This is a genomic window from Thermosynechococcus sp. FA-CM-4201, assembly GCF_054689355.1.
Window position 1 is genome coordinate 2,194,282 of the sequence record NZ_CP079920.1, and the last position, 24,944, is coordinate 2,219,225.

The following is a 24,944-nucleotide window of genomic DNA, read 5'->3' on the forward strand; positions in this document are numbered from 1 at the left end:
TAAGAAAGTGATACAAGAGTTTTATATCTGACTGAGTATTATGAATTCATCAAAACCTAAATCACCTTTAACTCACAACTTAAATACAGTTAATCTTAGAAAAATATCTACTAAGCAAATTTGTGATCAATGGAGTAGAGTATTTCATATCACTTTATCCAATGAATTCAATGAGATTGAAACAATATCTCACTGGAAATGCCTAGAAACCACTTTTGAATGGTACACTCCCGCTGAAGCTGCTGGTGATGGTTATCTTTATCAGCAACTACAAAAATTCCCATGGTATTATATGTCTGACAAGTGGGAGTTCCACGCTGCTATAGACTATATTCAACCATCATCAAAAGTTCTTGAAGTAGGTATTGGTGGCGCAGGCTTTTTACAACTAGCACGCCGAAAGGGTGTTGATATTGAAGGCATGGAAATTAATCCTGAAGCAATTCGAAATGCCCAGAAACTAGGTTTTATAATTTACCCACTCTCAATCGATGAATTTCTAAGCCAATACCCAGATCAAAAGTATGATGCTATTTGTGCCTTTCAGGTGATTGAACATATCCCCGATCCTATCTCATTTCTAAGTAAATTAATCAATATTTTGAAGCCAAACGGCAAATTAATTCTCTCTGTACCTAATTCTGAAGTCTTACGTAAAGTTGATCCAAGTTATGAAAATCTCCTTGATCAGCCTCCTCATCATATGTCTCACTGGTGCAAAAGTGTTTTCAATTACTTGCCTAACATTTTGCCCCTAGAGGTTACTGACCTATTAGAAGAGCCGCTGCAAAATTACCATGTGGAAGCATTTGTTGTTGGTTATTTTCGGAGTTTACTCAAAACAAAACTTAGAATACCCAACCTAGGATGCCGATTGCTTGCAAATTATTTCACTCTAAGTCCAATTAGTCTTCTCTTGAAGATGGGAATAAGGAAAATGCTTCCAGGACATACTTTACTAGCCGTCTTAACTAAAAAGGCATGATGAAAGCTCTTCACTTAAATACTTATGCTGATACAGGTGGTGCTGCAAAGGCTGCTTTAAGAATTTGCCAATCTCTACGAGGTATCAACTGCAATGCCTCAATGATTGTTGCCGCCTCTCAAACGAAAGAGACTTATATCTTTTCTAATAAGAATCTACTTAACTCGGTTAAATATAGTCTCTTCAATAAATTTTCTAAAATTTTCATCAAGCTATCTGGTTTTAGAACAAAGATTAGAATTGTTCATAGCCTTAGTCTATTTTCCTACTGCTCTGGAACATTTTTTCAATGGATTGCACTAAATCTCTTAAGTATCAAAGAAAATCCTGCTGCGACACACTTTACTGGATCTACTAGTTAAAATAAAGAGAGTATTATGAAAGCTCTTCATTTAAGTACATCTGCAGATATAGGTGGAGGTTCAAAAGCTGCTCTAAGGCTATGTCAATCCTTAAGAGAAGCAAACTGTGAAGCAGCTATGATTGTTTCTTCATCAAATTCAAAAGAAAATTATATTTTGTTTAAAAGAAGTATATTTTTAAAATGTAAATACATTAATTATCTATCTAAGCTTCTCATTAAATTATCTAGTTTTAGAACAGAAAATAGAATTCTTCATAGCCTTAATATCTTTTCTTGCTACTCCGCAGCATTTTTTAATTCCTTATTAGCTGATCTCATTCATCTTCACTGGATTGGGGCTGAATTTCTTAGCATTGAGGAAATTTCTAAACTAAAGGAGCCACTTATTTGGACAGTTCATGATATGTGGCCTTTCTGTGGTGCGGAACACTATACCGAAGATTCTCGCTGGAAACAAGGCTATTATCACTACAATCGTCCTTCCTATGAAAGAGGATTTGATCTCAATCGCTGGACATGGGAGCGTAAACGAAAACATTGGCAAAAGCCTATACATATCGTTGCACCAAGTCGCTGGCTTGGCGAATGTGTTCAACAAAGTGCTTTGATGGGGAACTGGCCTGTTAGTGTCATTCCCAACCCAATTGATGTTGAACAATGGCAACCCCATGATAAAAAGAAGGTGCGTCAGGAGTTAGGCTTACCAACAGACATACCTATAGTTCTCTTTGGGGCAATGGGGGGTGGCAAAGACCCTCGTAAAGGATTTGATTTGCTCAAAGAAGCGTTAGGCTATCTGAAAGGGAAAGATCAACCCTTGCAACTAGTTGTTTTTGGTGAAGCTCAGCCTCGTAAGAAACAAGATTTAGGATTTCCAGCGAAATACACGGGTCACATTACAGATGAAACTTATCTTTGTAAGTTCTACAGTGCAGCCGATGTGATGATTGTTCCCTCACGGCAAGATAATTTACCGAATACAGCTATTGAAGCAATTGCTTGTGGCACACCGGTTGTCGCTTTTAACATTGGCGGTCTGCCTGACATTGTGACTCATGAAAAGAATGGCTACCTTGCTCAGGCCTTTGATTCTCAAGATTTAGCACGCGGCATTCAGTGGGTTTTACAAGATCCGCAGCGCCATGCCCAACTATGCGCCCAAGCCCGTGCTGATACGGTGAGAAAATTTGCCTATCCTGTGGTGGCTAAGCAATACCTTGCAGTTTATCAGGAGGTTTTATCTAAACATCAATAGTAATAATCTCTTGTTTAATTGCTATTAAAAATTATTTAGGAACTTAGTCTTTAACTTTTTTATGCTATATTTTTATTAAACAAAAATGCTTGGGGATTCGTTAAATTGAATGCGAAAACTTTGATCAAGAATCTAATTCGTAGCACTGGATTTGATATTATACGTTACCGTTCTGATACCCATCCAGTCGCTCAGCTTGCAAAGTTAATCGAATTTTATCAAATTGATAATATAATTGACGTAGGTGCTAATACTGGTCAATTTGTATCAATTTTGCGTGATCAAACTAAGTATTCAGGAAAAATCAACTCTTTTGAACCTTTAAGTTCAGCATTCAAAGTCTTGGAAATGAGGTCTAGAAGTGATCAATTTTGGTCTGTCTATAATTATGCCTTAGGTGATTTTATCGGTGAAGCCGAAATTAATATTTCTGAAAATAGCTATAGCAGCTCTCTGTTAACTATGATGCAAACCCATCTGGATGTTGCACCAAATTCAAAGTATATTTCCAAAGAGACTATTACCATTAAAACACTAGATTCTATTTTTAGTACTATAGCTAGTTCACAAGATAGAATTTTTATGAAAATAGATACTCAAGGATTTGAAAGTAAGGTCTTGAAAGGTGCAGAAAACTCTCTAAAAAAAATTCTTCTAATTCAGCTAGAAATGTCACTAGTTAGCTTATATGAAAGTGAAATTTTATTTGAGGATATGCTTGAATTGATGAAGAGTTATGGTTACAGGCTAATTGGTTTAGTCCCTGGACTTGCAGACTTAAATACTGGTCATTTGCTTCAAGTAGATGGGATTTTCAGTCGTGAGCTGTTACCTTAACTGTAGCGACTACCGATCGCCCCAAGGCTTCAAGGTCATACCCGCCCTCTAAACCAACAACAATGCAGCGAGTAATCTGCAAGCACTGGTGCATCATCCAGCCATAGGCGGCCTCTTCGAGTTCAATGCTAGAAAGGGGATCGTCGCGATGGGCATCATACCCGGCACTGATGATCAGTAAATCTGGGTTAAATTGCTGCAAAAAGGGCATGACTTGGTCTTGAAATGCGGCGCGATAGGTTGCTCCATTGGAGCCTGTGGGCATGGGTATGTTGAGGACGTTATTGTAGTGCCCGCGATCGCCCCCATCGCCTGTATAGGGATAGGCAGGAAACTCATGGAGCGAACAATAGGCGATCTGAGGATGATCTTGGACTAGGGCTTGGGTGCCATTGCCGTGGTGGACATCCCAATCGAGAATGGCCACTCGTCTTATTCCCGGCAGACTGAGGGCATAATAGCTGGCGATCGCCCCATTGGCCAATAGACAAAAGCCCATTCCCCGTTCCCGTAAGGCATGGTGGCCAGGAGGACGCGCCAAGACAAAAATCGGTTGCTGCCGCTGTACTGCCAAATCCACCCCATCTAGCCAAGCCTGCACCGCTAACCGTGCCACGCGATCGCTCTGCTCATTGAGGTAGGTATCCGGATCGAGCCAGCCGCCCCCCTCTGCCGCAATGCGTCTCAATTGCTCTAAGTACACCCGACTATGTACTTTTTCCAGCCAAGGGGTTAAGCCTTCTCCGATAGGCGTGGGTTCGCGCCATTCTGCTGCTGGAAATGCCGCTTGCAAATGCCGACAAATGGCTAACAGGCGTTCGGGTCGCTCAAAGTGAAACTGGCGACAACGATGTTCCAGAAAGCGATCGCTATAGATAAAGACAGGGGAAAACATAGGCACTCGGTTAGGCTAGGTCGTTCCAATCGCCACTTGTATCACAAAGAAACGTTGGATCGAGTTCCTGCTCAAACGTGTTGAGCGTGTTCTATTCATGGGAAAAGGGCTGTAAGATACATTGGTTGTTTGTGCGGTCGCGGCAGCGCAATGATTAAAAATGATATTTGGATTCGGGCCATGGCTGCCCAAGGCATGATTCAGCCCTTTGAACCAACACTGGTACGGCGGGTGTCTGAGCAGCCCGTGATTAGTTTTGGCCTTTCTTCCTACGGTTACGATATTCGCCTCAGCCCGAAGGAGTTTCGCATCTTTCGCCATGTGCCGGGGACAGTGGTGGATCCCAAAAACTTTAACCCTGCAAATCTGGAATCTGCGCCCCTCCATGAAGATGCTAATGGTGCCTTCTTTATTTTGCCCGCCCATTCCTACGGTCTTGGGGTGGCGCTAGAACGGCTACAGGTCCCTGAAAATGTCACGGTTCTGTGTATTGGTAAAAGTTCCTATGCCCGCGCAGGGATTATTGCCAACTTGACACCGGCAGAAGCGGGCTGGCGAGGTCATCTGACCTTGGAATTCTCCAATTCATCTAGTGCAGACTGCCGCATCTACGCCAATGAAGGAGTTGTGCAATTGCTCTTTTTTGAGGGCGAACCCTGCGATGTGAGTTATGAAACACGGCGGGGCAAATACCAAGATCAGCCAGAGGCCGTCACATTGGCGCGGGTTTGAGTCAGTTGCTGCAACAGCCGCTGGGGTCCATGGTGTCCCCATTGATAGCCCTGCTGAAGATAGGGGTCTAGGCGGCGGCGAATCTGTTGGTAGCCCCAGAAGATCACTCCCCCCTGGAGGACAACATTGGTATTCACTCCCCAGAGTTCACTGCCAAAGGTCAAGCCTTGCCAACTAGCAAGATAAATCGCCGCATACCACAGTAAGACAAACTGACTCAGACTCCCAAAGGCCGGTAGGGGAAAGGGCACGGCATAGGCTTGGCACGCTTTGCGGATATAGGCAAGCGTACTGATCATTGCCAGCACGAGATCGAAAAATCCCCCCGGTAGCAGCAGGCTACCCACCATCTGTGCAGTTAACCAAGACCATGCCGACGTGTCTTGAGTGCCAAGAGCTGCCCCGAGGTTCTGTTCAACTTGGCTGGCTTGGTGGAGAATTCGCAGGGCACGGGCTTGGGGAGCCTCCTGTTGTAGCCACTGCTGAAGAAGCTGTCGCAGTTCTGGAATCCCCTGACCCGTTGTGCTGCTCACGGCAATACCTTCGGCCATTGGCGGGTAGAGATCCGCCTTGGTGAGAATGAGCTTGTAGGGAATCCTAAGGGTGTGCAGGCGATCGCGGGCTTGGCATTCGACGGGGGTGAGGCTGTCTTGGGTCACAAAAAGGACAAGATCGGCAGTCTCAACGGCACTCCATGTCATGGCTTCGCGGTCACTACCCGCCACTTCATCCAGCCCGGGGGTATCAGTGAGATCGACAATTTGATCCTGACAGTGCCAGCGAACCGTTCGCGGCCATTGAGTCGTGCCATGAATGGCGCCCACGGGAAAAATCGCTTCGCCATAGAGGGCATTCAAAAGGGCGGACTTGCCTCGGCTTACTTGACCCAAGACAACAATGTGCCATGCGCTCTGGTGGAGGCGATCGCGCAACTCATAGAGGGGCTGCCATTGGGCACTCCATTGCGGATGGTGCACCTGATGCCACGCGAGGAGTTCCTCTAGACATTTGGCCGTTATCTCTAGGATGGGGAGGCTACTCACGGCGAAAGAGCGACCAATTGGAGGCCACCACTAAACCAACCGCAGCAATTAAGACAACCGGTAAAGGAATCACCCATTGCCGGAGGTGCAATACGGCTTCGCTGAGCAGGAACAAAATAATAAAGCTGGCGATCGCAATCCCCATAGGCTAGCGCCGGCGAGTGGGTTCTTCTAAAAAGAAGGCCTTTTCCCCATTGGGCAAGGTGGCATCGCGGAATGTTCGTACCCGTGCTAGGCGATCGCGCCCCCCGAGGATCGCATCCACTAACTTTGTCCCCACGAGAATGGCTCGATCCAAACGGGTGATGAGTAGGCTTGCCCCGCTGAGGTTGGCATGGGTGAGATTGGCCTTTGTTAAATCAGCGTTATTGAGAACAGCACCGCTGAGGTTGGCGCGGCTAAGATTGGCACCACGTAAATTGGCAGCATTGAGGTTTGCCCCCCGCAGATCCGCTCCCTGAAGATTCCGACCCCGCAAGCGGGCATAGCTGAGATCACAGTTGGGGCAGTTGCCCGTGCGCCGCAGTTGTTCTAAATGGGCTGGATTGGCCGCCCAAGCAGGGGTACTGACTAGGAGCAGGCAAAGGGTAGGCGCAACCTTGGTAATCATCGCACTCTCTCAACGGTGTCTATACTGGACATCCTAACCTACGCAGGTTCCACCAGATTTTCAAGGCCATCCACTACCTTAGCCGAGAGAATTTTATCCCCTTGGCGCAGTTGCCGCAGGGTTTCTTCTCCCTCTACGACATAGCCAAAGACGGCATAGCGACCATCCAAGAGATTTAGGCCGGCGGGCGTCAGTTCGGGTTCAAAGAGCAAAAAGAAAAATTGTGACGAGCCACCATTGGGATCATCGTTGGGACGTGCTAAGGCGACGGTGCCATAGGCAGAAAAGGGGAGCACAGGATGTTCTAAGTAACGCCCTGCATCCTCAAGGGTAATGCCATAGAGGGGATATTTGTCGCCCTCCACCAGAATTTCAAGGGGAATGGCACGGTACTGCTGGGTTTTGGGGTCAATGAAGCCCACCTCTGGCCCTGGGGGATCCCCTGCTTGCAGCACATAGGATTCCTCAGCACGGGTAAAGGGCAGCCCATCGTAGAAGTGGCGTTGTACTAAGTCCACAAAGTTGCCAGCAGTCAGGGGAGCACTGTAGCCATCGACAACAATCGTCAGGTTCCCCTTGGTGGTTTCCATTTCCACGGTGGCACGACCCAGCAATCGCGGCAGGTTTTCGTAGCCCTTGGGAGGCGTATAGCTAACGTTTTGTACCATCATGGCCTCCAAGTCCCCCACCTTATCAAGGGCGGCGGCTTTAGCGGGCAAGAGTTGGCTGCGATCTTTGGCTTTGGCGGCTTCCTGAAGCGTATCGAGGGAGGTCTCTAACTCCGCCAAGAGGGTTTTGGCGGCTTCCTGTTTCTCGGCAGGGATACTTTTGAGCAGTTCATCGGCGCGATCGCGAACAATGGCTTTCGCCTTGCTGATGTTGCTGGCAATTTTTGACCACTGTTTGCCCCGCACCCAAAAAGAGATTTGTTCCAGATCCTTTTGCAGTTCTCGTACCGTTGGATTGTCAATAGGTAAGGCCCAACGCAGCAGCGCTTTGGGATCAGTAATGGCATTCCCTTGGGGCAGGGCAGCAATTAACGGATGTTCAACAGGCAGCGCGAGCGCTAGCGGCGGCAGGAGGAAGGTTCCCAACCAGAGGAGCAGTATCACCAAAAGAGCGAGCCAGCGTTTGCGTTGTTTCACCGTTTCTTCCCATGACTTCGTCTCCCCTCAGTGTATCGGACGGGGCGATCGCCCTCCAAGGGGGAGCTTTTCATTTTTCTTTCATTTTCCTAGGCATCCTGTGTTAGGCTGAGAATTATGAAAGGATTATGAAAGATTCCAATCATGCGTGGTCTGAGTTGGTTACTAGTAGGAATTCTGTTGCTGGGCGGGTGTGCAGCCCCAGCCCCGGAGAATCGCCAAGAAACCCGCCCCACCCAAACCAACAGAGATGAACGCCCCTTAGTGCTGACCACGTTTACAGTCCTTGCGGATATGGCGCAGCAGGTGGCGGGCGATCGCCTGCGGGTGGAGTCACTGATTAAACCGGGAGCGGAAGTCCACGGCTATGAATTTACGCCCAGTGACCTTGTGCGGGGACAGGAAGCCGCCCTCATTTTAGAAAATGGCCTTGGCCTCGAACGCTGGGGCGATCGCTTCTACAACAGCCTACCGAATGTACCCCGTGTCACGCTCACAGAGGGGATTACCCCCATTCCCATTCAGGAGGATGCTTACCGCGGACAACCCAACCCCCATGCTTGGATGTCACCCCAAAATGCCCTGATTTATGTTGACAACATTCGCAAAGCGCTCACAGACCTCGATCCTGCTGGCGCGGAGATCTATGCCGCCAACGCCGAAGCCTATAAAGCCCAAATTCGCGCCCTTGATCAAGAGCTACGTCAAGCCCTAGCAGCCCTCCCTGCTAACAAACGCTACATCGTTACCTGTGAAGGCGCCTTCTCCTACCTTGCGCGCGACTATGACCTTGAGGAAGTGTATCTCTGGCCAGTGAATGCCGATCAGGAGGGGACGCCCCGCCAAATTACGCGGGTGATTGATATTGTGCGACGGCAACAGATTCCCGCTGTCTTTTGCGAAAGTACGGTTAATGCAGGTCCCCAACAACAGGTGGCACGGGAGTCTGGCGCTACATTTGCCGGCATCTTCTATGTGGATTCCCTATCCCCCCCTGAGGGCAATGCCCCCACCTACCTTGACCTACTCAAGTACAACATCAACACCCTTATTCGTGGTCTCACCGGGAGGACAGCCTCATGATTTCTAGCCCTGCCATTGATTTACAAGATGTGACGGTGGCCTATCATCGTCATCTTGCCCTCCATGGGGCAACGCTGCAACTGCCTGCCGGCACGATCTGTGGCGTCGTGGGGATGAATGGTGCCGGCAAATCCACCCTTTTCAAGGCCATCATGGGGTTTGTCAAGCCGATCCGAGGTCAGGTGCGCATTCATGGCTTACCCCGACAGCAGGTACAACGGCAGTCCCTTGTGGCCTATGTGCCCCAAAGTGAAGATGTCGATTGGCAGTTCCCCCTACGGGTCTGGGATGTCGTGATGATGGGGCGCTATGGCAAAATGAACTGGCTGCGCCAACCAACAGCGCGCGATCGCCAGCGGGTACAGGAAAGCCTAGAACAGGTGGAATTGTGGCCTCTGCGGCACCGCCAAATTGGCGAACTCTCCGGCGGACAAAAGAAGCGGATGTTCCTTGCCCGCGCCTTTGCCCAAGAAGCACAGGTGTTGCTCTTGGATGAACCCTTTGCGGGTGTGGATGTGAAAACGGAGAAACTGATTATTGATCTCCTCATGGCGGAGCGGGAGAAGGGGCACACAATTCTTATCTCTACCCACGATCTCTCCTCAATTACCACCTTTTGTGATCAGGTGGTGCTGGTGAACCGCAGCATCCTAGCCTATGGCCGCACCAGTGAGGTCTTTACCCCGGAAAACCTCTCGCGAGCCTTCGAGGGATCCCTGCGGATCCCCCGCCGCTGTGACTAGCCCCGACGAATCGGCGTACCACAGGGATAGGTGGCTACAGGTGTTTCAGTGGGCAGGTCTTTCACCTTGTGCTGAAGTTGGGCTTGCAGGTAGAGCTGCTGGAGGCGTTCGACCATTTCGCCGCGGCGATCGTAGAGCCGTTTCAGGGGACGGGGTTGGCAGCGATTGAGGCAGTAGGCGGTAAGGATGGGAAGCGCGATCGTGCTATCGGTGTAGCAAACCACGGTATCCCGCAACCCTTGGGGATCCACCTTGCCCCAACTGACGGCTTCACTGGGCACAGCGCCCGAGAGGCCACCCGTATCCGGCCGCGCATCGGTAATCTGAATAAAGTAATCGTGCCCCCGTTCCTCTAATCCCAAAACCTCGTGGATCTGTGGCTGGGTTTGCAGCAGGAAGTTTTTCGGACTGCCACCACCAATAATGAGAGCGGCACTCTTACCATTGCCCTCAGCAGCTTCGCGGGCAAAGTAGGCAATAGCAGCGGTTTCATTGACATCAATGGCGGGGTCAATGATCAGTTTCGACCCTTCGAGGGCGATCGCCGCCACATTCATCCCAATGGAGCTATCACCGGGAGAGGAGGTGTAAATGGGCACGCCACACTCATAGGCCGTGGCCAAGAGACAGGAATGGGTTTGTCCCCGCTGCACTTCTAGTTCGCGGACATAGCGCCCTAGGTGATAGTGAAACTCGGCGGTGCCCATGCGGCGTTGGAAGGTTTCACTGCGCAGCACTTGCCGCAAAAAGGCATCAGTTTCAAGGAGCACATCGTAGTCAAAGATAATGTCATAGATGCGGATTTTGCTTTCTTGGCGCAGTTGCACATCATCAACAAAAGGATGCGCCGCATAGAGATCCATGCCGAGGGCATAGTGGATATCGTGGTAGAGGTTTGCCCCAGTGCTAATGATGTAATCGACAAATCCCGCTCGCACTAAAGGCGCCAAGGCAGAGATGCCCAACCCCGTGGGAGTCATCGCCCCTGAGAGGCTGAGGCCAACTGTCACCTCTGGCTGGAAGACCCGTTGGCTCAAGAGTTGGCAAATTTCCCGCAAGCGTGCCGAGTTGTAGGCGGTAAAGTATTTATCAATAAGTTCTGTTAAGGTGATATTGTCGGGAATGGGTGCAGGGGTAATGGGAGTAGCAAATGCAGACATCGGTCGTTCCTCGCAAGCTAATTCCACAGCAGAGGCAGCCGCTGAGTCAGGAACATTCCTAACCGCAGCATGACTAGACCCGCTGAGGGGTGTCTAATGGGTTGAAGTTGTTAAAAACTTGAAGTGCAGTAACAGTGATGAACCCGCTTAACACTTCTGATCGACCCAGTTCACACAGGGGTGAACACTTGCAGGCCGATCAGCTCATACTCGGTCCTTCGCAATTATCCACAACCGAGAGTGCAGGGATGGCTGCTCGCCGTTGGCGCAACCCCATTTCGAGATACCACGTTGTGATGTTGGGATAGCCCATCAACGTCAATTGTTTCACTGTTGACAAGTCCCATGCCCTTACATTACGAGATCACTATAACACTTCATTACCCAATTTGCCGTGCGCGTCGCCTATTCTGCTTTTGCTGCTTGTTTCACCGTCTTCCTCATTCTCTATGTTTTGCGAGGAATTGGTTGGCTGACGATGCTGCCGGGGGGAATTTTCTTAATCCTTGCGATTGCCAGTTGGTTTACGGGACTTTGGTCGCTGCTCACCTTCTTGAAGCAGCGCTATTGACCCCTTGATGGCCTCGCTCTATAGGGCCACCGCCAGTTGCGGGGATTCTAGGGGCAGCGGTTGCAGGGGGACGGTCGTTGATGCGCTGGGTAATAGGACGGTACGAAACTGGGGTGAGTTTCGATGCCAAAACTCGGCCATAAAGGCAGTGGCGTTGTTGGTGACGACATTGACGACAGGATGCAGACCCAAAAACATACCGCCAAAGGTAACGGCTAAATTGGGGAGAGAAATCAAGGCGACATTTTGATAGGTGCGCGCTAGGGCATCGCGGGCAATGGCCATGCCACGGCCAAGGGCAGACCAGTCGCCATCCAAGAGAACGACCACCTTGGCATTGGGGGCAAAGGTAGGGGGCTGCCAGCGAATCGGTAACCATGTGGGTTCAGGACAGGAGCAGGTTTCCCCAAAGCTAATCCAACCCACCCGCCGCCGCTTACCCACGAGATAGGCCTGAAGATCAGTGAGGCGATCGCTCGTGAGATCTGTGGTGCCCTCAAGGGGCGAGCCTTGATCTTGCAGCAAATAGATATCAAGGCCAAGCTGTCGCAATTGCTGAATCAGGATTTGTGCCTGTTGGGGCTGGGGAAGACCGGCGCGAGCATCAATCACCAAGCTCTCTAGTTGCGCCAGTTGTTCTAAGGTACCAGCGGTGGGTAAATAGATCCCCTGTTGCACCGCAAATACCTGCGCCGAGAGCATTACCGTCCGCAGCGACAGTTGCACACCACTGCCAAAGTCAAATTGGAGGGGGGCGATCGCTGGCCCGTAGGCACCCGTAGCTAGCCAGAGGGCACCGCTGAGGGCAAGGGTTGGCAGCACCGCATGGCGGGCAAATTCCCCCTGTTGGTGGGCAAGGGCACTGTCATAGACCGGTTCAGTGTGTAGCAGATCCGTAATCAGACCAAGGCGCGTTTGCCAACCAGTGCGCAGTACCCACAGTTGAACCTGTCCCGTGAGAATTTGACAGCCGGCATAGAGGGCATTGCCGGGGCGACAAACCCGTACCTGTCGCGAGAATTCAAAATGAGCCGGCTCCACTTCCGCCAATCCAGCAACAACACTGCCATCGACTGGCACAACATCCCCCGGCCGCAACCACAGGAGATCACCGGCTTGCAACTCCTGACTTTCAATTGTCAGGGACTGTCCTTGGCGTTCCACCGTCAGGTGTTCATAGTGAGCCATCAAAACACTGGGATATTGATGCAACTGTTGTCGTTGCTGGCGATCGCGCACATCGGCCCGTGCCCCGACCAACGTGGTCTTCAATGCAGGCGCTAAGAACTGGCCATTGACGGTATGCAGTGCCATCCAGAGGCTATCGAGCAAATCCACATTCGGGGGATGCCCCTGACGTATCTGATGCCCCACCCGCTGAAACCAAGGCCAAGCACTGGCCAAGACCGTCGCCCCAACCACCGCAAAGGGCAATTCCAAGGGCACACTGAGGAGCGAGACCCCCAAGGCCACCAAGGGCAGTCCCAAGCGCTCCCAATCGGTTTCAAGGCGAGCATCGGCCTCTACTTGTGCTTCGTAGTCTTCAAGGGCGATCGCATCCGCAGGAGCCGCACTCTCCGGAAAGGGCTGCGGCATAGCCACCATCGCCTGTTCAAAACAATGATTCAAGCGTTCATAGACCGCCGCTTCATCAAGCAAATGGGGTTGATACTGCACCACCACTGTCGCCGCCTGAGGGTTGAGACGCACCCGCTCAACAATCGCCAAAGACTCCAGCAACTGCACCAATAACTCCCCATAGGCGGGATCTCGCTGTACACGGGGCACGCGAAAGCGCACTCGCCCTGTTGTGGCATGAACAATTTGCTGTTCCATGGCGACTTGACAAATCAAAGTCATAACGACTACGCTTTAGAAAGCAACGTTATGTAGAGGACTCCACCATGCTACCCAACCGTGAAGGGCAACGTGTTCCCCAAGTCACCTTTCGCACCCGTGAAGGCGATCAATGGGTCAATGTCACCACCAATGATCTGTTCAATGGCAAAACCGTTGTGGTGTTTGCTTTGCCGGGTGCGTTCACCCCTACCTGTTCTTCAACCCATCTCCCCGGCTACAACGAATTGGCACCCCTATTTCGTGACTGTGGCGTGGATGATATCCTCTGCATTTCCGTCAATGATGCCTTTGTCATGAATGAGTGGGGCAAAACCCAGCAGGCTGAGAATGTGCGCCTCATTCCCGATGGCAATGGTGAGTTTACGGCCGGTATGGGAATGCTTGTCGATAAGGAAGACCTTGGTTTTGGCAAGCGCTCTTGGCGTTATTCAATGCTGGTGAAGGATGGCGTCATCGAGAAAATGTTCATTGAACCCGAAGAACCCGGCGACCCCTTTAAGGTCTCGGATGCGGAAACGATGCTCTGCTACCTCAACCCCAGCTACAAGCGGCAATGTGTCTCGCTATTTACGAAGCGGGGCTGTCCCTACTGCGCCAACGCCAAAACCATGCTTGCGGAAAAGGGCATTCACTACGATGAGATTGTCATTGGTGAGGGGGCTAGCCTGCGATCGCTCCAAGCGGTTACCGGCGCAACGACCGTTCCCCAAGTCTTTATTGACGGCAAATACATTGGCGGTTCCGAGGCACTAGCGGCATACTTGGCCACTCATTATTAAGGATTTTCGCTAAAGCAGCGGCAGGCAAGGATTTCACCCAAAATAAAGAATGAACTGCCTGCATCCCTGCTATCTATGACGAAGCCACGCTTTTGGACACGCTTTTTCCTGTGCCTGTTGTTCACTTTTTTACTGGTGGTGGGGCAGGCACAGTGGCCTTTAATGGCGCAAGATGCCCAAACCCCCCCAGCGGCGGCTGAGATTCAGGAATACCCAGTGATCCTCGATGGCGAAGTTTTATTTGAGGTACGCGAAGGCATTGGCTCCTTTACCCCCGAAGAACGGGCGGCAGCGATTCAACGCCGTATCCTGCAAGTGGCAGAGGATGAAGACATTCCCGTTGACAGCATTACGATCAAAAGAGTGGGCGATCGCGACAATGTCAGCGTGGTTCAAGACAACCGCCCGCTCGTCACCATTACAAAAGCCGATGTGGGCGATCGCCTCGAAACGCAAGAAGAAGTAGCGATTGAACTTGCCCAGCGCATTCGTGAGGCCATTAGCCGTTATCGCCAAGATCGCGTTCCCCAAAACCTGCTCAAAAATACTGTTTTTGCGGCTTTAACGACGATTCTCACCCTGATCCTCTGTTCAGTGATTATTCGCATCTCCGGTAAGATTTTCCCGCCGGTGAGCCGCTGGGGTGGCGAGCGGATTCCCCCCTTACGCCTGCAAAATTTTGAGATTATTTCTCGGGAAACGGTTGAGCTTTGGCTATTGCGGATATTGCAGTTTACGCGGTTGGCGCTGCTGCTGTTTATCCTCTATCTGTACCTGACGTTTGTTTTCAATCTCTTTCCTTGGACACGCGCCTTTGGCAAGAATTTTCTCAATCACTTCTTGGGTTCCCTTGAATTTATTCTCACGAGTATTGGCAACTATCTGCCGAATTTGGTGGCGATCGCCGTCATTGTGGCCATCACCTACTACATCTTGAAAGGGGTGCGGGCGATTTTTTATGCCCTTGAAACCGAGCGTTTGGTCATTCCGGGCTTCTACACCGATTGGGCAAAACCCACCTACAACCTGCTGCAAATTTTAATTATTGCTTTGGCGGCAGTTGTTGTCTTTCCCTACTTACCCGGCTTTGACTCCCCAGCCTTCCGAGGCATTTCTGTGTTTTTGGGGATTCTCTTTTCCTTGGGTTCCACCTCGGCGATCGCCAACGTGGTGGGTGGCGTCATTCTCATCTATACTCGCTCCTTTCAGGTGGGCGACCTCATTCAAATCGGCGATGTTAAGGGGATTGTGGTACAAAAAACGCTTCTTGTCACCCGCATTTGTGCCTTCAACAATCAAGTCATTACAGTCCCCAACTCGTCACTGCTCAACAGCACCGTCATCAATTACGCTGTGGCCATTCGGGAAATGGGTCAGCCCTTGATTTTGCAAACCACAATTACCCTTGGCTACGATGTCCCTTGGCGCGATGTTTATGCAGCCATGATTGAGGCGGGTCGCCGTACCACAAACATCCTCGATGATCCTGCCCCCTTTGTATTGCAAACTGCCCTCAATGACTACCACATCGCCTACGAGCTGAATGTTTACACCCGCAACTGGAAGGGGCTGCGCTATACCATTTCTGAATTGCATCAAAATCTCCAAGACGCCTGCAACGAAGCGGGTATCGAAATCATGTCACCAAGCTACTTGGCACTGCGGGATGGCAACACCAGCACGATTCCCAGCAACTACTTAGGGGACGACTATCTCCCCCCCGGCTTCCGCATTACCCTACCGAAATAGCACTAAATGCTTGCTAGGCTGGGTCTAGACAAGTTTTGGAGCAGCGGATCATGAGTCTTCTGGGCAATATCATTTGGCTGATCTTTGGTGGCTTCCTCACGGGCATTGGCTATATGCTGGGCGGTGTGGCGCTCTGCCTGACGATCATTGGCATTCCATTTGGGATTAAAGCCATTCAACTGGGCTGGAGTGCTCTATTGCCCTTTGGGAAGCAAATTGTTGAAGCGCCCGATGCCAATAGCACCCTAACGATGATCTTCAATATCCTGTGGCTTTTGGTCGTAGGCTGGGGCATTGCCCTCAATCACCTCTTTTGGGGGTTGCTCTTGGCGGTGACGATTATTGGCCTGCCCTTTGCGCAGCAGCATTTCAAGCTGATGATCTTAGGATTACTGCCCTTTGGCCGCGAGTTGAAGTGATTCCCAGTAATTGGGGGCTGTAAGCAGATAGCTCAAATCTTAACGAATCTGCTAAAATCCATAAGTACGCAAAGTACATTTGTTGAAATTGGCGCTACGGCTGAGTTGTTGGGGGTTTCGATTGAAACCCCTCGCAAGTGGGTATAAAGATGGGCTACTGCGTTTTGGCGCTGAATTGGTTTTTGCGCTGTGCGAGCTTTAATTGTAGGGGCGATTGAGAATGCCACAGCGAACAGTAACAACTGAATTACCTATTGAACTATGGCAGTTTGCTGCCGACGCTTCTGAGCTGGTAAAGCCTGCAACAACGGAGTATTTAGCTCGCGTACTAACTAACGAAAGCGAGAATGACATCGTTAGAGACCTTCAGCCAAAGTACAGACTTAACAAACGACAGGTTAACGCCATTAGATCAGAGGTGCGGGGGGCTGTCTCAGCAGCCAAGGAAAACCGCAAGCGCCATATCAAAACACTGGAACAACAGATTCGATCTATACAGAAGTGGTTAAAGACGGCTGAAAAGTCGCTGGGCGGATTGCCGGATGCTTGCTCTATACGCTTCCGTATGCATCTACGTACACACAAAAAGTTCTTGATTCACAACAAAAAGCGAAGACTGCATTTACTCCAAAACAAGCTAAATCACCTGCAGTCTGCTCCGTTGCAGGTATCTTTGGGTGGCAAAGGGACTCAGTACGTCGCTATCGGTTCAAAGGGCGAAAGCTTTGGGAATCAGATCGCACAGTATGACGGCAGTACCATTACGTTCCGAGTTCCTTATGCGCTGGAATCGAAATATGGAAAGACAATATCCGCTCCATTGAGATTTGAGTATGAGCAAGGCCAGAAATGGATTGATGAAGCGATCAAGACTAACAGAGCGCTGTCTTATCGTATCTACTACAAAGACTTTCGTTGGTTCATTGCCTGCTCTGTGGATGTGCCATTGCCGCATCGCCAGTCATTACCGAGGCAATATGGATGCTTAGGGATAGATATTAACCCTAGTGTAATTGGCTGGACTCACGTTGACGGCGACGGCAACCTTAAGCATCACGGTCAATTTAAGCTAAATCTGCATAGCCGTCGGTCTGGGCAAATTGAAGCAACCTTGCACGATATATCTAGGCAGCTAGTAACACTGGCCGAAAGGTTTTGCTGTCCGATTGTCATTGAAAACCTAGACTTCAGTGCTAAGAAAGCTCAGATGCGGGAAGAAGGCAGACGCTATGCCCGGATGCTGTCAGGATTTACCTATGGCAAGTTGACCGAGCTTCTAGAGCAAAAATGCCAACTAGCAGGCATTGAATTGATTAAGGTTAATCCTGCTTACAGCTCAATAATTGGATTAGTCAAGTTTGTAAAGCAGTATGGTCTCTCATCCGATACTGCTGCTGCAATGGTTCTGGCGCGTAGAGCCATGAAGCTGTCAGAGCGTGTACCTAACCACAACGCCTATGCTGTCGTGAAGTCAGCAAAGCACGTATGGTCTGCATGGTACACGCTAAACAAAAAGCTGAGGCCCGTAAAACGGCATCAGTATTTTACGCTCTCTAACAGAGAACTAGAGGTCATGCTTTGCGCCGAATCCTCGGATGGAGTGCATGGCAAGCGGAAACGCGCTTCTAGGTGTGGTGCAAGTCCACAGCGGAGCAATCGCACCGCTACGGTTGCGAATTCCTAGGTTTCTGTCGATTTTACAGATTCTCCTAGGTTTGAATTAGCGGCTAGGGTGCCCCCTCGATGCTTACGTCTAAAGTCCTATTTCAGGATGCCAAAGTAGTAGGCGGCAACCAAGAAGTTAATGGCCAACAGCAGCACAGCCCAGAAGGTACGGAAAGCGTAGGTGGGTTTTGCAGATTTTGTTGCCATAGTTGACATCCTCTTGATAGGAAACGGCAACCCTATTATACGCCGATAGTCTCCTGTATGCCGAGGGCGACGTGATATACTGCAAATCAAACCTAGCCGCGAGCTAGACTGCCTAGGGTCTGGAAAATCAAAAAATAATCCGAAGCCCAAGGTCAGCCTAAAGGTTGCTAGAGTATATTTTTAAGGCTGCTGATTCGTTATAAGGGTTCTGTTTATGTCCAGTGCATTGTCCGTTACAGATGCCACCTTTGAAGAAGAAGTATTAAATAGCGATATTCCTGTGTTGGTGGATTTCTGGGCACCTTGGTGTGGGCCATGCCGCATGGTGGCACCCGTTGTTGATGAAATCGCCAATGAATATGAGGGCAGAGTTAAGGTCGTCAAGGTGAATACTGACGAAAACTCAAAGGTGGCGACCGACTTTGGCATTCGCAGCATCCCGACGCTAATGATTTTCAAGGGCGGCCAAAAGGTCGATATTTTGGTGGGTGCCGTGCCAAAAACAAAAATTGAAGCGACCCTTGAGCAGTTCCTGTAGGTCAAATTTGCCCCTACTGCTATGGTTCCTGTTGAGCCAGCGATCGTCATCCATGTCAATGGTACTCCTCACACTTTGAGGCGATCGCTCTCAATTCCAGAACTCTGTGACCTGCTTAATATTCACCCCCGCCTTGTTGCCATTGAATACAATGGTGAGATTTTGCATCGGCAGTTTTGGGAAACCACCTATGTGCAGGCGGGCGATCGCTTGGAAATTGTCACGATTGTCGGTGGCGGCTGATGCGCGGGTGGCGATGGCCTCTGATTGCGCTATTGGTTTGTCTGTGCACCCTCAGCCTCGGAAGCTGTGCTGGCCTGATTACACCGCGTGGCAACCAGTTAGTGACCGCCGTCACCTCAGACCCAAAAACCTTTAACTACGCCCTAAGCCAAGAATCCCCCAATGTCTTTGGCTACCTTTACACAGGGTTAATTCAAGAAAATGGCCTCACGGGTGAACTGGAGCCTGCCCTTGCTGAGTCTTGGCAAATTAAGCCTGAAACCCTCGAGATTGTCTTTCAACTCAAACCGAATCTGAAATGGTCGGATGGGGTGCCCCTCACCAGTGAGGATGTGGTCTTCACCTACAATGAGATTTATTTCAATCCCGAGATTCCCACCAGTAGCCGCGATATTCTCCGTATTGGCCAGAAGGGGCTACTGCCCGAAGTGACGGCCCAAGGCGATCGCCAAGTGACGTTCAAGCTACCTGAACCCTTTGCGCCGTTTTTACGCAATACTGGCTTGCCGATTTTGCCTGCCCATCTGCTGCGGCAAGCGGTACGAGAACGGGATAGCCAAGGGCGGTTGAAGTTCCTGTCCATGTGGGGTACAGACACCGACCCCGGCCAAATTGTTGGCAATGGCCCTTTTGTTATGGATCGGTATGTGAATAGCCAGCGGTTGATTTTTCGGCGCAATCCCTTCTACTGGCGATCGCCCCTGCCCCATCTGGAACGCTTTATTTGGCAAATTGTTGAATCCACCGACACAGCCATGCTGCAATTTCGCTCGGGTGGTCTGGATTTATTTGCCGTCACCCCTGAGATGTTTGCCCTTTTGAAACGCGAGGAAAAGCGCGGCCAGTTTCGCATCTACAATAGTGGGCCGAGTCCCAATACCCTCTTTATTTCCTTTAATCTCAATCGCGGTCGCCGCAATGGCAAGCCCCTTGTCGATCCCGTGAAATCCGAGTGGTTTAACGATGTACGCTTTCGTCAGGCAGTGGCTTATGCCCTCGATCGCCAGCGAATGATTAACAACATCTACCAAGGCCTAGGGGCACCCCAACACTCAACCATTCCCGTACAAAGCCCCTTTTACTTCTCCCCGGAGCAGGGACTGCCCACCTATCGTTACGATGTGGCCAAAGCCAAGGCATTACTGCAAGCGGCAGGCTTCCGCTACGACAACCAAGGTCGCCTTCTTGACGCTAAAGGCAACCGCGTCCGCTTTTCACTGATTACCAATGCGGGCAACAAAATCCGTGAGGCAATCGCGACCCAAATTCAGCAGGACTTGGGGGCGATCGGGATGCAGGTGGATCTGCAATTTTTGGCCTTTGGCACCCTCGTCGATCGCCTCTCCAATTCCCTAGAGTGGGAAGCCCATATCCTTGGCTTTACGGGCGGGGGCAATGAACCCAATAGCGGTGCCAATATCTGGCGGGTGGATGGCCTTTTGCATACGTTTAATCAGCAACCCGCACCGAATCAACCGCCGCTTACGGGTCGAGTGGTCGCTGACTGGGAGCAGCGCATTAGTGATCTCTACGTGCAGGGGGCACAGGAACTCAATCTGGAACGCCGCAAGCAAATCTACGCCGAAGCGCAGCGACTGGCTCAGGAATATCTCCCCTTTATCTACCTCGTGAATCCCCTTTCCCTTACGGCTTTTCGCAATCATGTGGTCGGTGCCAATCCCACGGCGCTGGGGGGTGCCCTGTGGAATCTCGATGAATTGAAAGTGGAAATGGCCGCAGGGAATTAGGCCTCATCAGGGTTAGGGTCTGTCGGTGTTTCGGTCGCCTTGCTGTCTGTGGCTAACTGTACTTTGGCCTGTTGCCAGAGGGCTTCCAGTTCTTCTAGGGTGTAGGTCTCAAGGGGGCGATCGATGGCCGCCTCAATGCACTCCAAGCGTTGGATAAAGCGTTGGTAGGTTTGTTGCAGGGCATTCACAGGGTCGAGTTGGCACCAGCGGGCAAGGTTAATCACACTAAAGAGCAGGTCTCCCAATTCCGCAGCCTGTTGCTCGGCATTCCCTTGTAGAAGCGCCTCTTGAAACTCCGCCAGTTCCTCGTAAAATTTCTCCCACGCACCGCTAATGGTCGGCCAATCTAGGCCAGCGCGACTAGCTCGCTCACCAATTTTCATACCCGCCATCAGGGGGGGCAGGGTACGGGCATAGCGTTGCAGTTTTTGACTCAGGGGGAGAGGTTCCTCAGTGCCTTTTTCAGCCGCTTTGATTTGCTCCCATTGGTCGCGCACCTCTTGAGGAGTGGTGAGTGCCACTTCACCAAAGACGTGGGGATGGCGACGGATCAGTTTATCGGTAATTCCTTGAATGATTTGGGCAAGGGTAAATTGGTTGGCTTCTTGAGCCAGTTGACTCTGGAGCACAACTTGAAGCAACAGATCTCCCAATTCTTCGGCGATCGCCCCAGTGTCTCCCTCTTGAAGAGCATGGACAACTTCATAGGCTTCTTCAAGGACGTAGGGAATCAGGGTGGTGGGTGTTTGCTGCAAATCCCAAGGGCAGCCCCGCTCAGGATGGCGCAGTTCCCGAACCACGTCAATCAAGCGTTGAAACTGAATCAGTGCCTCTGGTAGGGGGGGTGGCACATAGAGTTGTAGCGGGCAGGTGGCCTCTGTTAGTTCTGCCAATTCGCCAAGGGTGAGGGCCGTACTCTGGTGTTGGGCGTCAATGAGCGTCAAGGGTGTCTCTAAAGGCCAGTGGTGGCGAAGGTGGTGTGCCAAGCGGTGGGCGATCGCCAGCGTCGGAATCTCCGTAATCAGACCCCCTTGAGGCAATTCTGTTGCCTCTGCCAAGACAGTTGCCGCCGACAAAACAGTTAAGGGCATGGCCATAGGAGCAATCACTGGACGCTGCATCACGATTGTTTGCCTATCATCGCCAATTTCCTGATGTTCTTGCTAGGGGTCTCCCAAATGTTGCCCGTCAGGTGGCTGCCCTTGGGGTCAGATGAAAGGAGATAAACTAAGTGTAACGAAACATTTCTTTAGGCTTATCATGGCAGATTTTCTGTTGCGAGCAACGGCTGCGGCTGAAGGCATCCGTGCAGTAGGGGTGATTACCACTCAACTCACCGATGAAGCCCGCAAACGCCACCAACTCTCCTACGTTGCCACGGCTGCTTTGGGACGAACCATGGCCGCTGGCTTAATTCTCGCCTCTAGTTTCAAACAGCCCCAAGCACGGGTGAATGTGCGCATTCAAGGCAATGGCCCCCTAGGAACGGTTTTCGCGGATGCGGGTGCCGATGGCACGGTTCGCGGCTATGTGCAGTATCCCAGTGTTGAACTGCCCCCCAATGCCAAGGGCAAACTGGATGTGGGTGCGGCGGTAGGTCATCAGGGGTACCTCTACGTCATCCATGATCTTGGCTACGGCTATCCCTATTCCAGCACGGTGGAGCTTGTCTCTGGGGAAATTGCTGAAGATGTCACCTACTACCTCGCCACCTCAGAGCAAACCCCCTCAGCCCTGATGTTAGGTGTTTTTGTTGAAGAGGCTGGGGTAACTGCTGCCGGTGGGTTGATGTTACAGGTGCTACCCAAAGCTGCCAATGATGAACACCTCATCGCGACCCTTGAACAACGGGTGGCCAATCTCAAAGGCTTTACACCCCTACTACAGGCGGGGCGGACACTGCCAGATATCTTTCAGGAACTCCTTGGGGATATGGATTTGCAAATCTTGCCCCAACGGCAAATGGTGCGCTTCCACTGTGGCTGTTCCCACGAACGGATGCTAGCGGCACTCAAGCTCCTAGGAGAGGCAGAATTAAAGGATATTCTAGCCACAGAGGCGAAGGCGGAAGCCACCTGTCAGTTCTGTAATGCGGTCTATTGGGCGGATCAGCCGATGTTGGAACAGTTGATTGCGGAGTTGGCCACTGCCTCAGTCTAAGCCCTTGTTTCTGAGGAGTTTGCGTCATGTCCAGTGTGGTTGCGACTGCCCAACCCCCGTTGCATTTTCTTCCCCAGCGGTTTAGCTACCCAGTCTGGTGGACGGCGGCGCGGCTCCTGCCCTTCTACATCCGCTACGGCCTTGGTCTGAATCGGGTGGAAGGGGTAAATGTCGAGACCCTTGCCCGTTATTACGAGCAGTTTCAGCAGGGACAGGTGCGGCTCCTCATTGCCTTTCGCCATCCCTGTACGGATGATCCTTTGGTGATGGGCTATTTGATGTGGCATCTATTGCCGCAAACAGCACGGCGGCTGGGTATTCGCTTGCGTCCCCCCACGAATGGCTATTTTCTCTACGATCGCGGGATTCCCCTCTGGGCAGGGGAGCAAATTGGCTGGCTCTTTTCACGGTTGGGGGGGATTTCCATCATGCGCGGTAAGCTCGATAGCCAAGCCCTGCGATCGGCACGGGAGCTACTCTTGGCGGGACGATTTCCCCTAGCAGCAGCGCCGGAGGGGGCAACGAATGAACACAACGAATTGGTCGCACCTTTAGAGCCGGGCGTGGCGCAACTGGGATTTTGGTGTCTGGAAGATTTGGCCAAGGCGGGGCGATCGCTCCCTGTGGTCATTCTCCCCGTTGGCATTCAGTACACCCTCAGTCAGCCCTCTTGGCAACGCATGGCAATCCTGATGGCACAACTAGAGAACCGCCTTGGCTGCCCCACCAATTCCCACAGTAGCGAACCGCAGGATCTCTACCGCCGCCTGCTCAATTTAGCGATGCATCTTTTGGATCGCCTAGAGACCTTTTATGCCACGTCCTACCGCCAAGATTTTCCCGAACTGCCGCCCTTTGACTCCCCCAATGCCGAATTGGCAGCACGGATTCAGCGACTCCTCAACAGTGCCCTTGTGGTGGCAGAGTCCTACTTTGGTCTTAAGGCCAGTGAAGATTTTGTCAGTCGCTGCCGACGGATTGAGCAGGCCGCTTGGGAACGGATGTTTCGCGGTGATTTGGCACAACTGTCTGCCGTAGAGCGGTGTTTGGCCGATTGGTTGGCCGAGGAAGCCAATGTGCGATTACGTCATATGCGTCTTGCGGAGCGATTTACCTCGATTACAGGTAGCTATATCCGTGAGAAATTCACGATTGATCGCTTTGCCGATGTGGCACTGATTCTCTGGCGGACGTTTGATTGGCTCGAGGGGAAAAGCCCAAATGTGAATCGCTTGGTGGGCTTACGGCAGGTGCGTGTCAGTGTCGGAGACCCTCTGAATCTGGAGAGCTATTGGCCCCTCTATCGTCGCGATCGCCAAGGGGCACGGCAGGCCGTCAAGGAAGTCACCGATCAGATTCGCCACCAATTTGAAGCGCTAATTGTCCCTACGGATGCTTAGAGGGATTCAAGTTCGCGGTCTATGCCAAACACAGGAGCGATCGCCCCTCTTGAAGCTGCTGCAGTGCCCTCAAAAGATCACTCGTCAGTTCTTGGGCGGCACTTTTTGGGCGACTGACATCGTAATTGCCCGTACTCAAGGGGGCACCAATGATCACCTTGACCTCACTGCCCCACTGCGGATAGGGCTGAGCATAATCGAGTAAAATTGGCACAATCTGGATCGCTTCTGCACAGCGCTGAGCCGCCTGAAGGGCTAAACGCGCCAAGCCCGGCTTGAGGGGATGAATCTGGCGATCGCGAAAGATATTCCCCTCAGGAAAAACCACCAAGGCCTGTCCCTGCCGCAGGAGTTCCACGCCCGTCCGCAAGGCACTCACCGAAGGGGCTTGGGTATTGACGGGAAAACCACCACACTGACCAATCACCCAGCCTTGCAGTCCCAGCATTTCATCGTGGGAGACCATGTAGTAGAGGTCGCGCCCACTCACCCGCCGCCCCGTCACATAGGGAATAATGAGCGCATCCCAACGGGAACGATGGGTGGGTGCCAAGATCACTGGCCCCCTTTTGGGTATCTGCTCCTGCCCTTGCACCTCAAGGGTACGAAAATAGCGCCGCAGGACAATATCCCCCACCAGACGGTACATCAGGGGCGTGAGGAGAGGCGAAATGTGGGGCAAGGGAGACTTGACAGAATGTAGCATTTGGCGTGAAGAGTGAACCGGTCATAACACACAAGGACTAGCCTAGG

28 protein-coding genes are annotated in these 24,944 nt (G+C 51.3%); 17 read left to right on the forward strand and 11 right to left on the reverse strand.

The genetic code is table 11. The annotated features are described in order from the left end of the window. Positions 1 to 40: 40 nt before the first annotated feature. From KV190_RS10665 to KV190_RS10680, 4 genes are all read left to right on the forward strand, one after another. Positions 41 to 985, forward strand: coding sequence for a class I SAM-dependent methyltransferase (locus KV190_RS10665; RefSeq protein ID WP_460193318.1), 945 nt, complete (start codon positions 41 to 43; stop codon positions 983 to 985). Beyond that, positions 982 to 1,347 (forward strand): hypothetical protein, encoded by a 366-nt coding sequence (locus KV190_RS10670; protein WP_460193319.1) that lies wholly within the window; start codon positions 982 to 984, stop codon positions 1,345 to 1,347. The genes KV190_RS10665 and KV190_RS10670 overlap by 4 nt, the downstream gene beginning before the upstream one ends. A 15-nt stretch (positions 1,348 to 1,362) precedes the next feature. Then, a complete protein-coding gene (locus KV190_RS10675) occupies positions 1,363 to 2,604 on the forward strand; it encodes a glycosyltransferase family 4 protein (RefSeq protein WP_460193321.1) in 1,242 nt (413 codons plus the stop codon). A gap of 105 nt (positions 2,605 to 2,709) precedes the next feature. Next, a complete protein-coding gene (locus KV190_RS10680; protein ID WP_460193322.1) occupies positions 2,710 to 3,441 on the forward strand; it encodes an FkbM family methyltransferase in 732 nt (243 codons plus the stop codon). Here the strand turns inward: KV190_RS10680 and KV190_RS10685 are convergent. Further along, positions 3,419 to 4,336, reverse strand: coding sequence for a histone deacetylase family protein (locus KV190_RS10685; RefSeq protein WP_460193324.1), 918 nt, complete (start codon positions 4,334 to 4,336; stop codon positions 3,419 to 3,421). The two genes, KV190_RS10680 and KV190_RS10685, sit on opposite strands and share 23 nt — an antisense overlap. A 150-nt stretch (positions 4,337 to 4,486) precedes the next feature. Here KV190_RS10685 and dcd point away from each other — a divergent pair, with 150 nt between their 5' ends. Continuing rightward, complete coding sequence (gene dcd / locus KV190_RS10690; protein WP_460193325.1) at positions 4,487 to 5,068, forward strand: dCTP deaminase; 582 nt, start codon at positions 4,487 to 4,489, stop codon at positions 5,066 to 5,068. Here the strand turns inward: dcd and KV190_RS10695 are convergent. Genes KV190_RS10695 through KV190_RS10710 form a run of 4 tightly spaced genes read right to left on the reverse strand, consistent with a single transcriptional unit; the run spans position 5,035 to position 7,815 of the window. Further along, the gene (locus tag KV190_RS10695; RefSeq protein WP_460193326.1) at positions 5,035 to 6,111 is read right to left on the reverse strand and encodes an Era-like GTP-binding protein; all 1,077 of its coding nucleotides are present in this window, start codon (positions 6,109 to 6,111) and stop codon (positions 5,035 to 5,037) included. The genes dcd and KV190_RS10695 overlap by 34 nt on opposite strands. Then, positions 6,104 to 6,256, reverse strand: coding sequence for a hypothetical protein (locus KV190_RS10700; protein WP_250682161.1), 153 nt, complete (start codon positions 6,254 to 6,256; stop codon positions 6,104 to 6,106). Before KV190_RS10700 ends, KV190_RS10695 begins: the two co-directional genes overlap by 8 nt. Positions 6,257 to 6,259: 3 nt before the next feature. Then, positions 6,260 to 6,721: a pentapeptide repeat-containing protein gene (locus tag KV190_RS10705; RefSeq protein ID WP_460193327.1), complete on the reverse strand. Its 462-nt coding sequence runs from the start codon at positions 6,719 to 6,721 to the stop codon at positions 6,260 to 6,262. 38 nt (positions 6,722 to 6,759) lie between these two features. Then, positions 6,760 to 7,815, reverse strand: coding sequence for a peptidylprolyl isomerase (locus KV190_RS10710; protein ID WP_460195276.1), 1,056 nt, complete (start codon positions 7,813 to 7,815; stop codon positions 6,760 to 6,762). A 195-nt stretch (positions 7,816 to 8,010) separates the two neighbouring features. On the opposite strand from KV190_RS10710, the gene KV190_RS10715 reads away from it, so the two are divergent. Together KV190_RS10715 and KV190_RS10720 are read left to right on the forward strand one after the other, a co-directional pair. Continuing rightward, the gene (locus tag KV190_RS10715) at positions 8,011 to 8,949 is read left to right on the forward strand and encodes a metal ABC transporter substrate-binding protein (protein ID WP_460193329.1); all 939 of its coding nucleotides are present in this window, start codon (positions 8,011 to 8,013) and stop codon (positions 8,947 to 8,949) included. Next, positions 8,946 to 9,692: a metal ABC transporter ATP-binding protein gene (locus KV190_RS10720; RefSeq protein ID WP_460193330.1), complete on the forward strand. Its 747-nt coding sequence runs from the start codon at positions 8,946 to 8,948 to the stop codon at positions 9,690 to 9,692. Before KV190_RS10715 ends, KV190_RS10720 begins: the two co-directional genes overlap by 4 nt. On the opposite strand, the gene KV190_RS10725 is transcribed toward KV190_RS10720, so the two are convergent. Both KV190_RS10725 and KV190_RS10730 read right to left on the reverse strand, forming a co-directional pair. Then, a complete protein-coding gene (locus KV190_RS10725; RefSeq protein ID WP_460193331.1) occupies positions 9,689 to 10,852 on the reverse strand; it encodes a homospermidine biosynthesis protein in 1,164 nt (387 codons plus the stop codon). The genes KV190_RS10720 and KV190_RS10725 overlap by 4 nt on opposite strands. A 199-nt stretch (positions 10,853 to 11,051) precedes the next feature. After that, positions 11,052 to 11,183 (reverse strand): hypothetical protein, encoded by a 132-nt coding sequence (locus KV190_RS10730; RefSeq protein WP_255451698.1) that lies wholly within the window; start codon positions 11,181 to 11,183, stop codon positions 11,052 to 11,054. A gap of 63 nt (positions 11,184 to 11,246) precedes the next feature. Between KV190_RS10730 and KV190_RS10735 the strand changes: the two genes are divergently transcribed. Next, positions 11,247 to 11,423 carry a hypothetical protein gene (locus KV190_RS10735; protein ID WP_460193333.1) on the forward strand — a complete coding sequence of 59 codons (177 nt, stop codon included), beginning with the start codon at positions 11,247 to 11,249 and terminating at the stop codon, positions 11,421 to 11,423. An 18-nt stretch (positions 11,424 to 11,441) separates the two neighbouring features. Here KV190_RS10735 and KV190_RS10740 read toward each other — a convergent pair whose 3' ends face one another. After that, a complete protein-coding gene (locus KV190_RS10740) occupies positions 11,442 to 13,283 on the reverse strand; it encodes a P-type ATPase (RefSeq protein WP_460193334.1) in 1,842 nt (613 codons plus the stop codon). A 44-nt stretch (positions 13,284 to 13,327) separates the two neighbouring features. Here KV190_RS10740 and KV190_RS10745 point away from each other — a divergent pair, with 44 nt between their 5' ends. The 4 genes from KV190_RS10745 to KV190_RS10760 all read left to right on the forward strand — a co-directional run bounded on the left by KV190_RS10745 (position 13,328) and on the right by KV190_RS10760 (position 17,914). Continuing rightward, entirely contained in the window at positions 13,328 to 14,062 is a 735-nt protein-coding gene (locus tag KV190_RS10745) for a glutathione peroxidase (RefSeq protein ID WP_460193335.1), read from the forward strand. Positions 14,063 to 14,137: 75 nt separating this feature from the next. Then, positions 14,138 to 15,811: a mechanosensitive ion channel family protein gene (locus KV190_RS10750; RefSeq protein WP_460193336.1), complete on the forward strand. Its 1,674-nt coding sequence runs from the start codon at positions 14,138 to 14,140 to the stop codon at positions 15,809 to 15,811. A gap of 50 nt (positions 15,812 to 15,861) precedes the next feature. After that, positions 15,862 to 16,230 carry a YccF domain-containing protein gene (locus KV190_RS10755; protein WP_460193337.1) on the forward strand — a complete coding sequence of 123 codons (369 nt, stop codon included), beginning with the start codon at positions 15,862 to 15,864 and terminating at the stop codon, positions 16,228 to 16,230. Positions 16,231 to 16,450: 220 nt separating this feature from the next. Beyond that, entirely contained in the window at positions 16,451 to 17,914 is a 1,464-nt protein-coding gene (locus KV190_RS10760) for an IS200/IS605 family accessory protein TnpB-related protein (RefSeq protein WP_460193338.1), read from the forward strand. A gap of 77 nt (positions 17,915 to 17,991) precedes the next feature. On the opposite strand, the gene psaX is transcribed toward KV190_RS10760, so the two are convergent. Further along, a complete protein-coding gene (gene psaX, locus KV190_RS10765; protein WP_081711791.1) occupies positions 17,992 to 18,102 on the reverse strand; it encodes a photosystem I protein PsaX in 111 nt (36 codons plus the stop codon). Between the two features lie 214 nt (positions 18,103 to 18,316). Between psaX and trxA the strand changes: the two genes are divergently transcribed. Genes trxA through KV190_RS10780 form a run of 3 tightly spaced genes read left to right on the forward strand, consistent with a single transcriptional unit; the run spans position 18,317 to position 20,631 of the window. Continuing rightward, the gene (gene trxA, locus KV190_RS10770) at positions 18,317 to 18,640 is read left to right on the forward strand and encodes a thioredoxin (RefSeq protein WP_297051541.1); all 324 of its coding nucleotides are present in this window, start codon (positions 18,317 to 18,319) and stop codon (positions 18,638 to 18,640) included. Positions 18,641 to 18,661: 21 nt separating this feature from the next. Further along, a complete protein-coding gene (thiS, locus tag KV190_RS10775; protein WP_302679041.1) occupies positions 18,662 to 18,883 on the forward strand; it encodes a sulfur carrier protein ThiS in 222 nt (73 codons plus the stop codon). Next, positions 18,883 to 20,631, forward strand: coding sequence for an ABC transporter substrate-binding protein (locus tag KV190_RS10780; protein WP_460193339.1), 1,749 nt, complete (start codon positions 18,883 to 18,885; stop codon positions 20,629 to 20,631). Before thiS ends, KV190_RS10780 begins: the two co-directional genes overlap by 1 nt. Here the strand turns inward: KV190_RS10780 and mazG are convergent. Beyond that, positions 20,628 to 21,752, reverse strand: coding sequence for a nucleoside triphosphate pyrophosphohydrolase (mazG, locus tag KV190_RS10785; protein WP_460195277.1), 1,125 nt, complete (start codon positions 21,750 to 21,752; stop codon positions 20,628 to 20,630). The two genes, KV190_RS10780 and mazG, sit on opposite strands and share 4 nt — an antisense overlap. Before the next feature lie 139 nt (positions 21,753 to 21,891). On the opposite strand from mazG, the gene hslO reads away from it, so the two are divergent. Both hslO and KV190_RS10795 read left to right on the forward strand, forming a co-directional pair. Further along, complete coding sequence (hslO, locus tag KV190_RS10790; protein WP_460193340.1) at positions 21,892 to 22,791, forward strand: Hsp33 family molecular chaperone HslO; 900 nt, start codon at positions 21,892 to 21,894, stop codon at positions 22,789 to 22,791. 26 nt (positions 22,792 to 22,817) lie between these two features. Further along, entirely contained in the window at positions 22,818 to 24,191 is a 1,374-nt protein-coding gene (locus tag KV190_RS10795) for a 1-acyl-sn-glycerol-3-phosphate acyltransferase (RefSeq protein WP_460193341.1), read from the forward strand. 19 nt (positions 24,192 to 24,210) lie between these two features. Here KV190_RS10795 and KV190_RS10800 read toward each other — a convergent pair whose 3' ends face one another. Continuing rightward, positions 24,211 to 24,897 carry a lysophospholipid acyltransferase family protein gene (locus KV190_RS10800; protein ID WP_460193342.1) on the reverse strand — a complete coding sequence of 229 codons (687 nt, stop codon included), beginning with the start codon at positions 24,895 to 24,897 and terminating at the stop codon, positions 24,211 to 24,213. Positions 24,898 to 24,944: the final 47 nt, after the last annotated feature.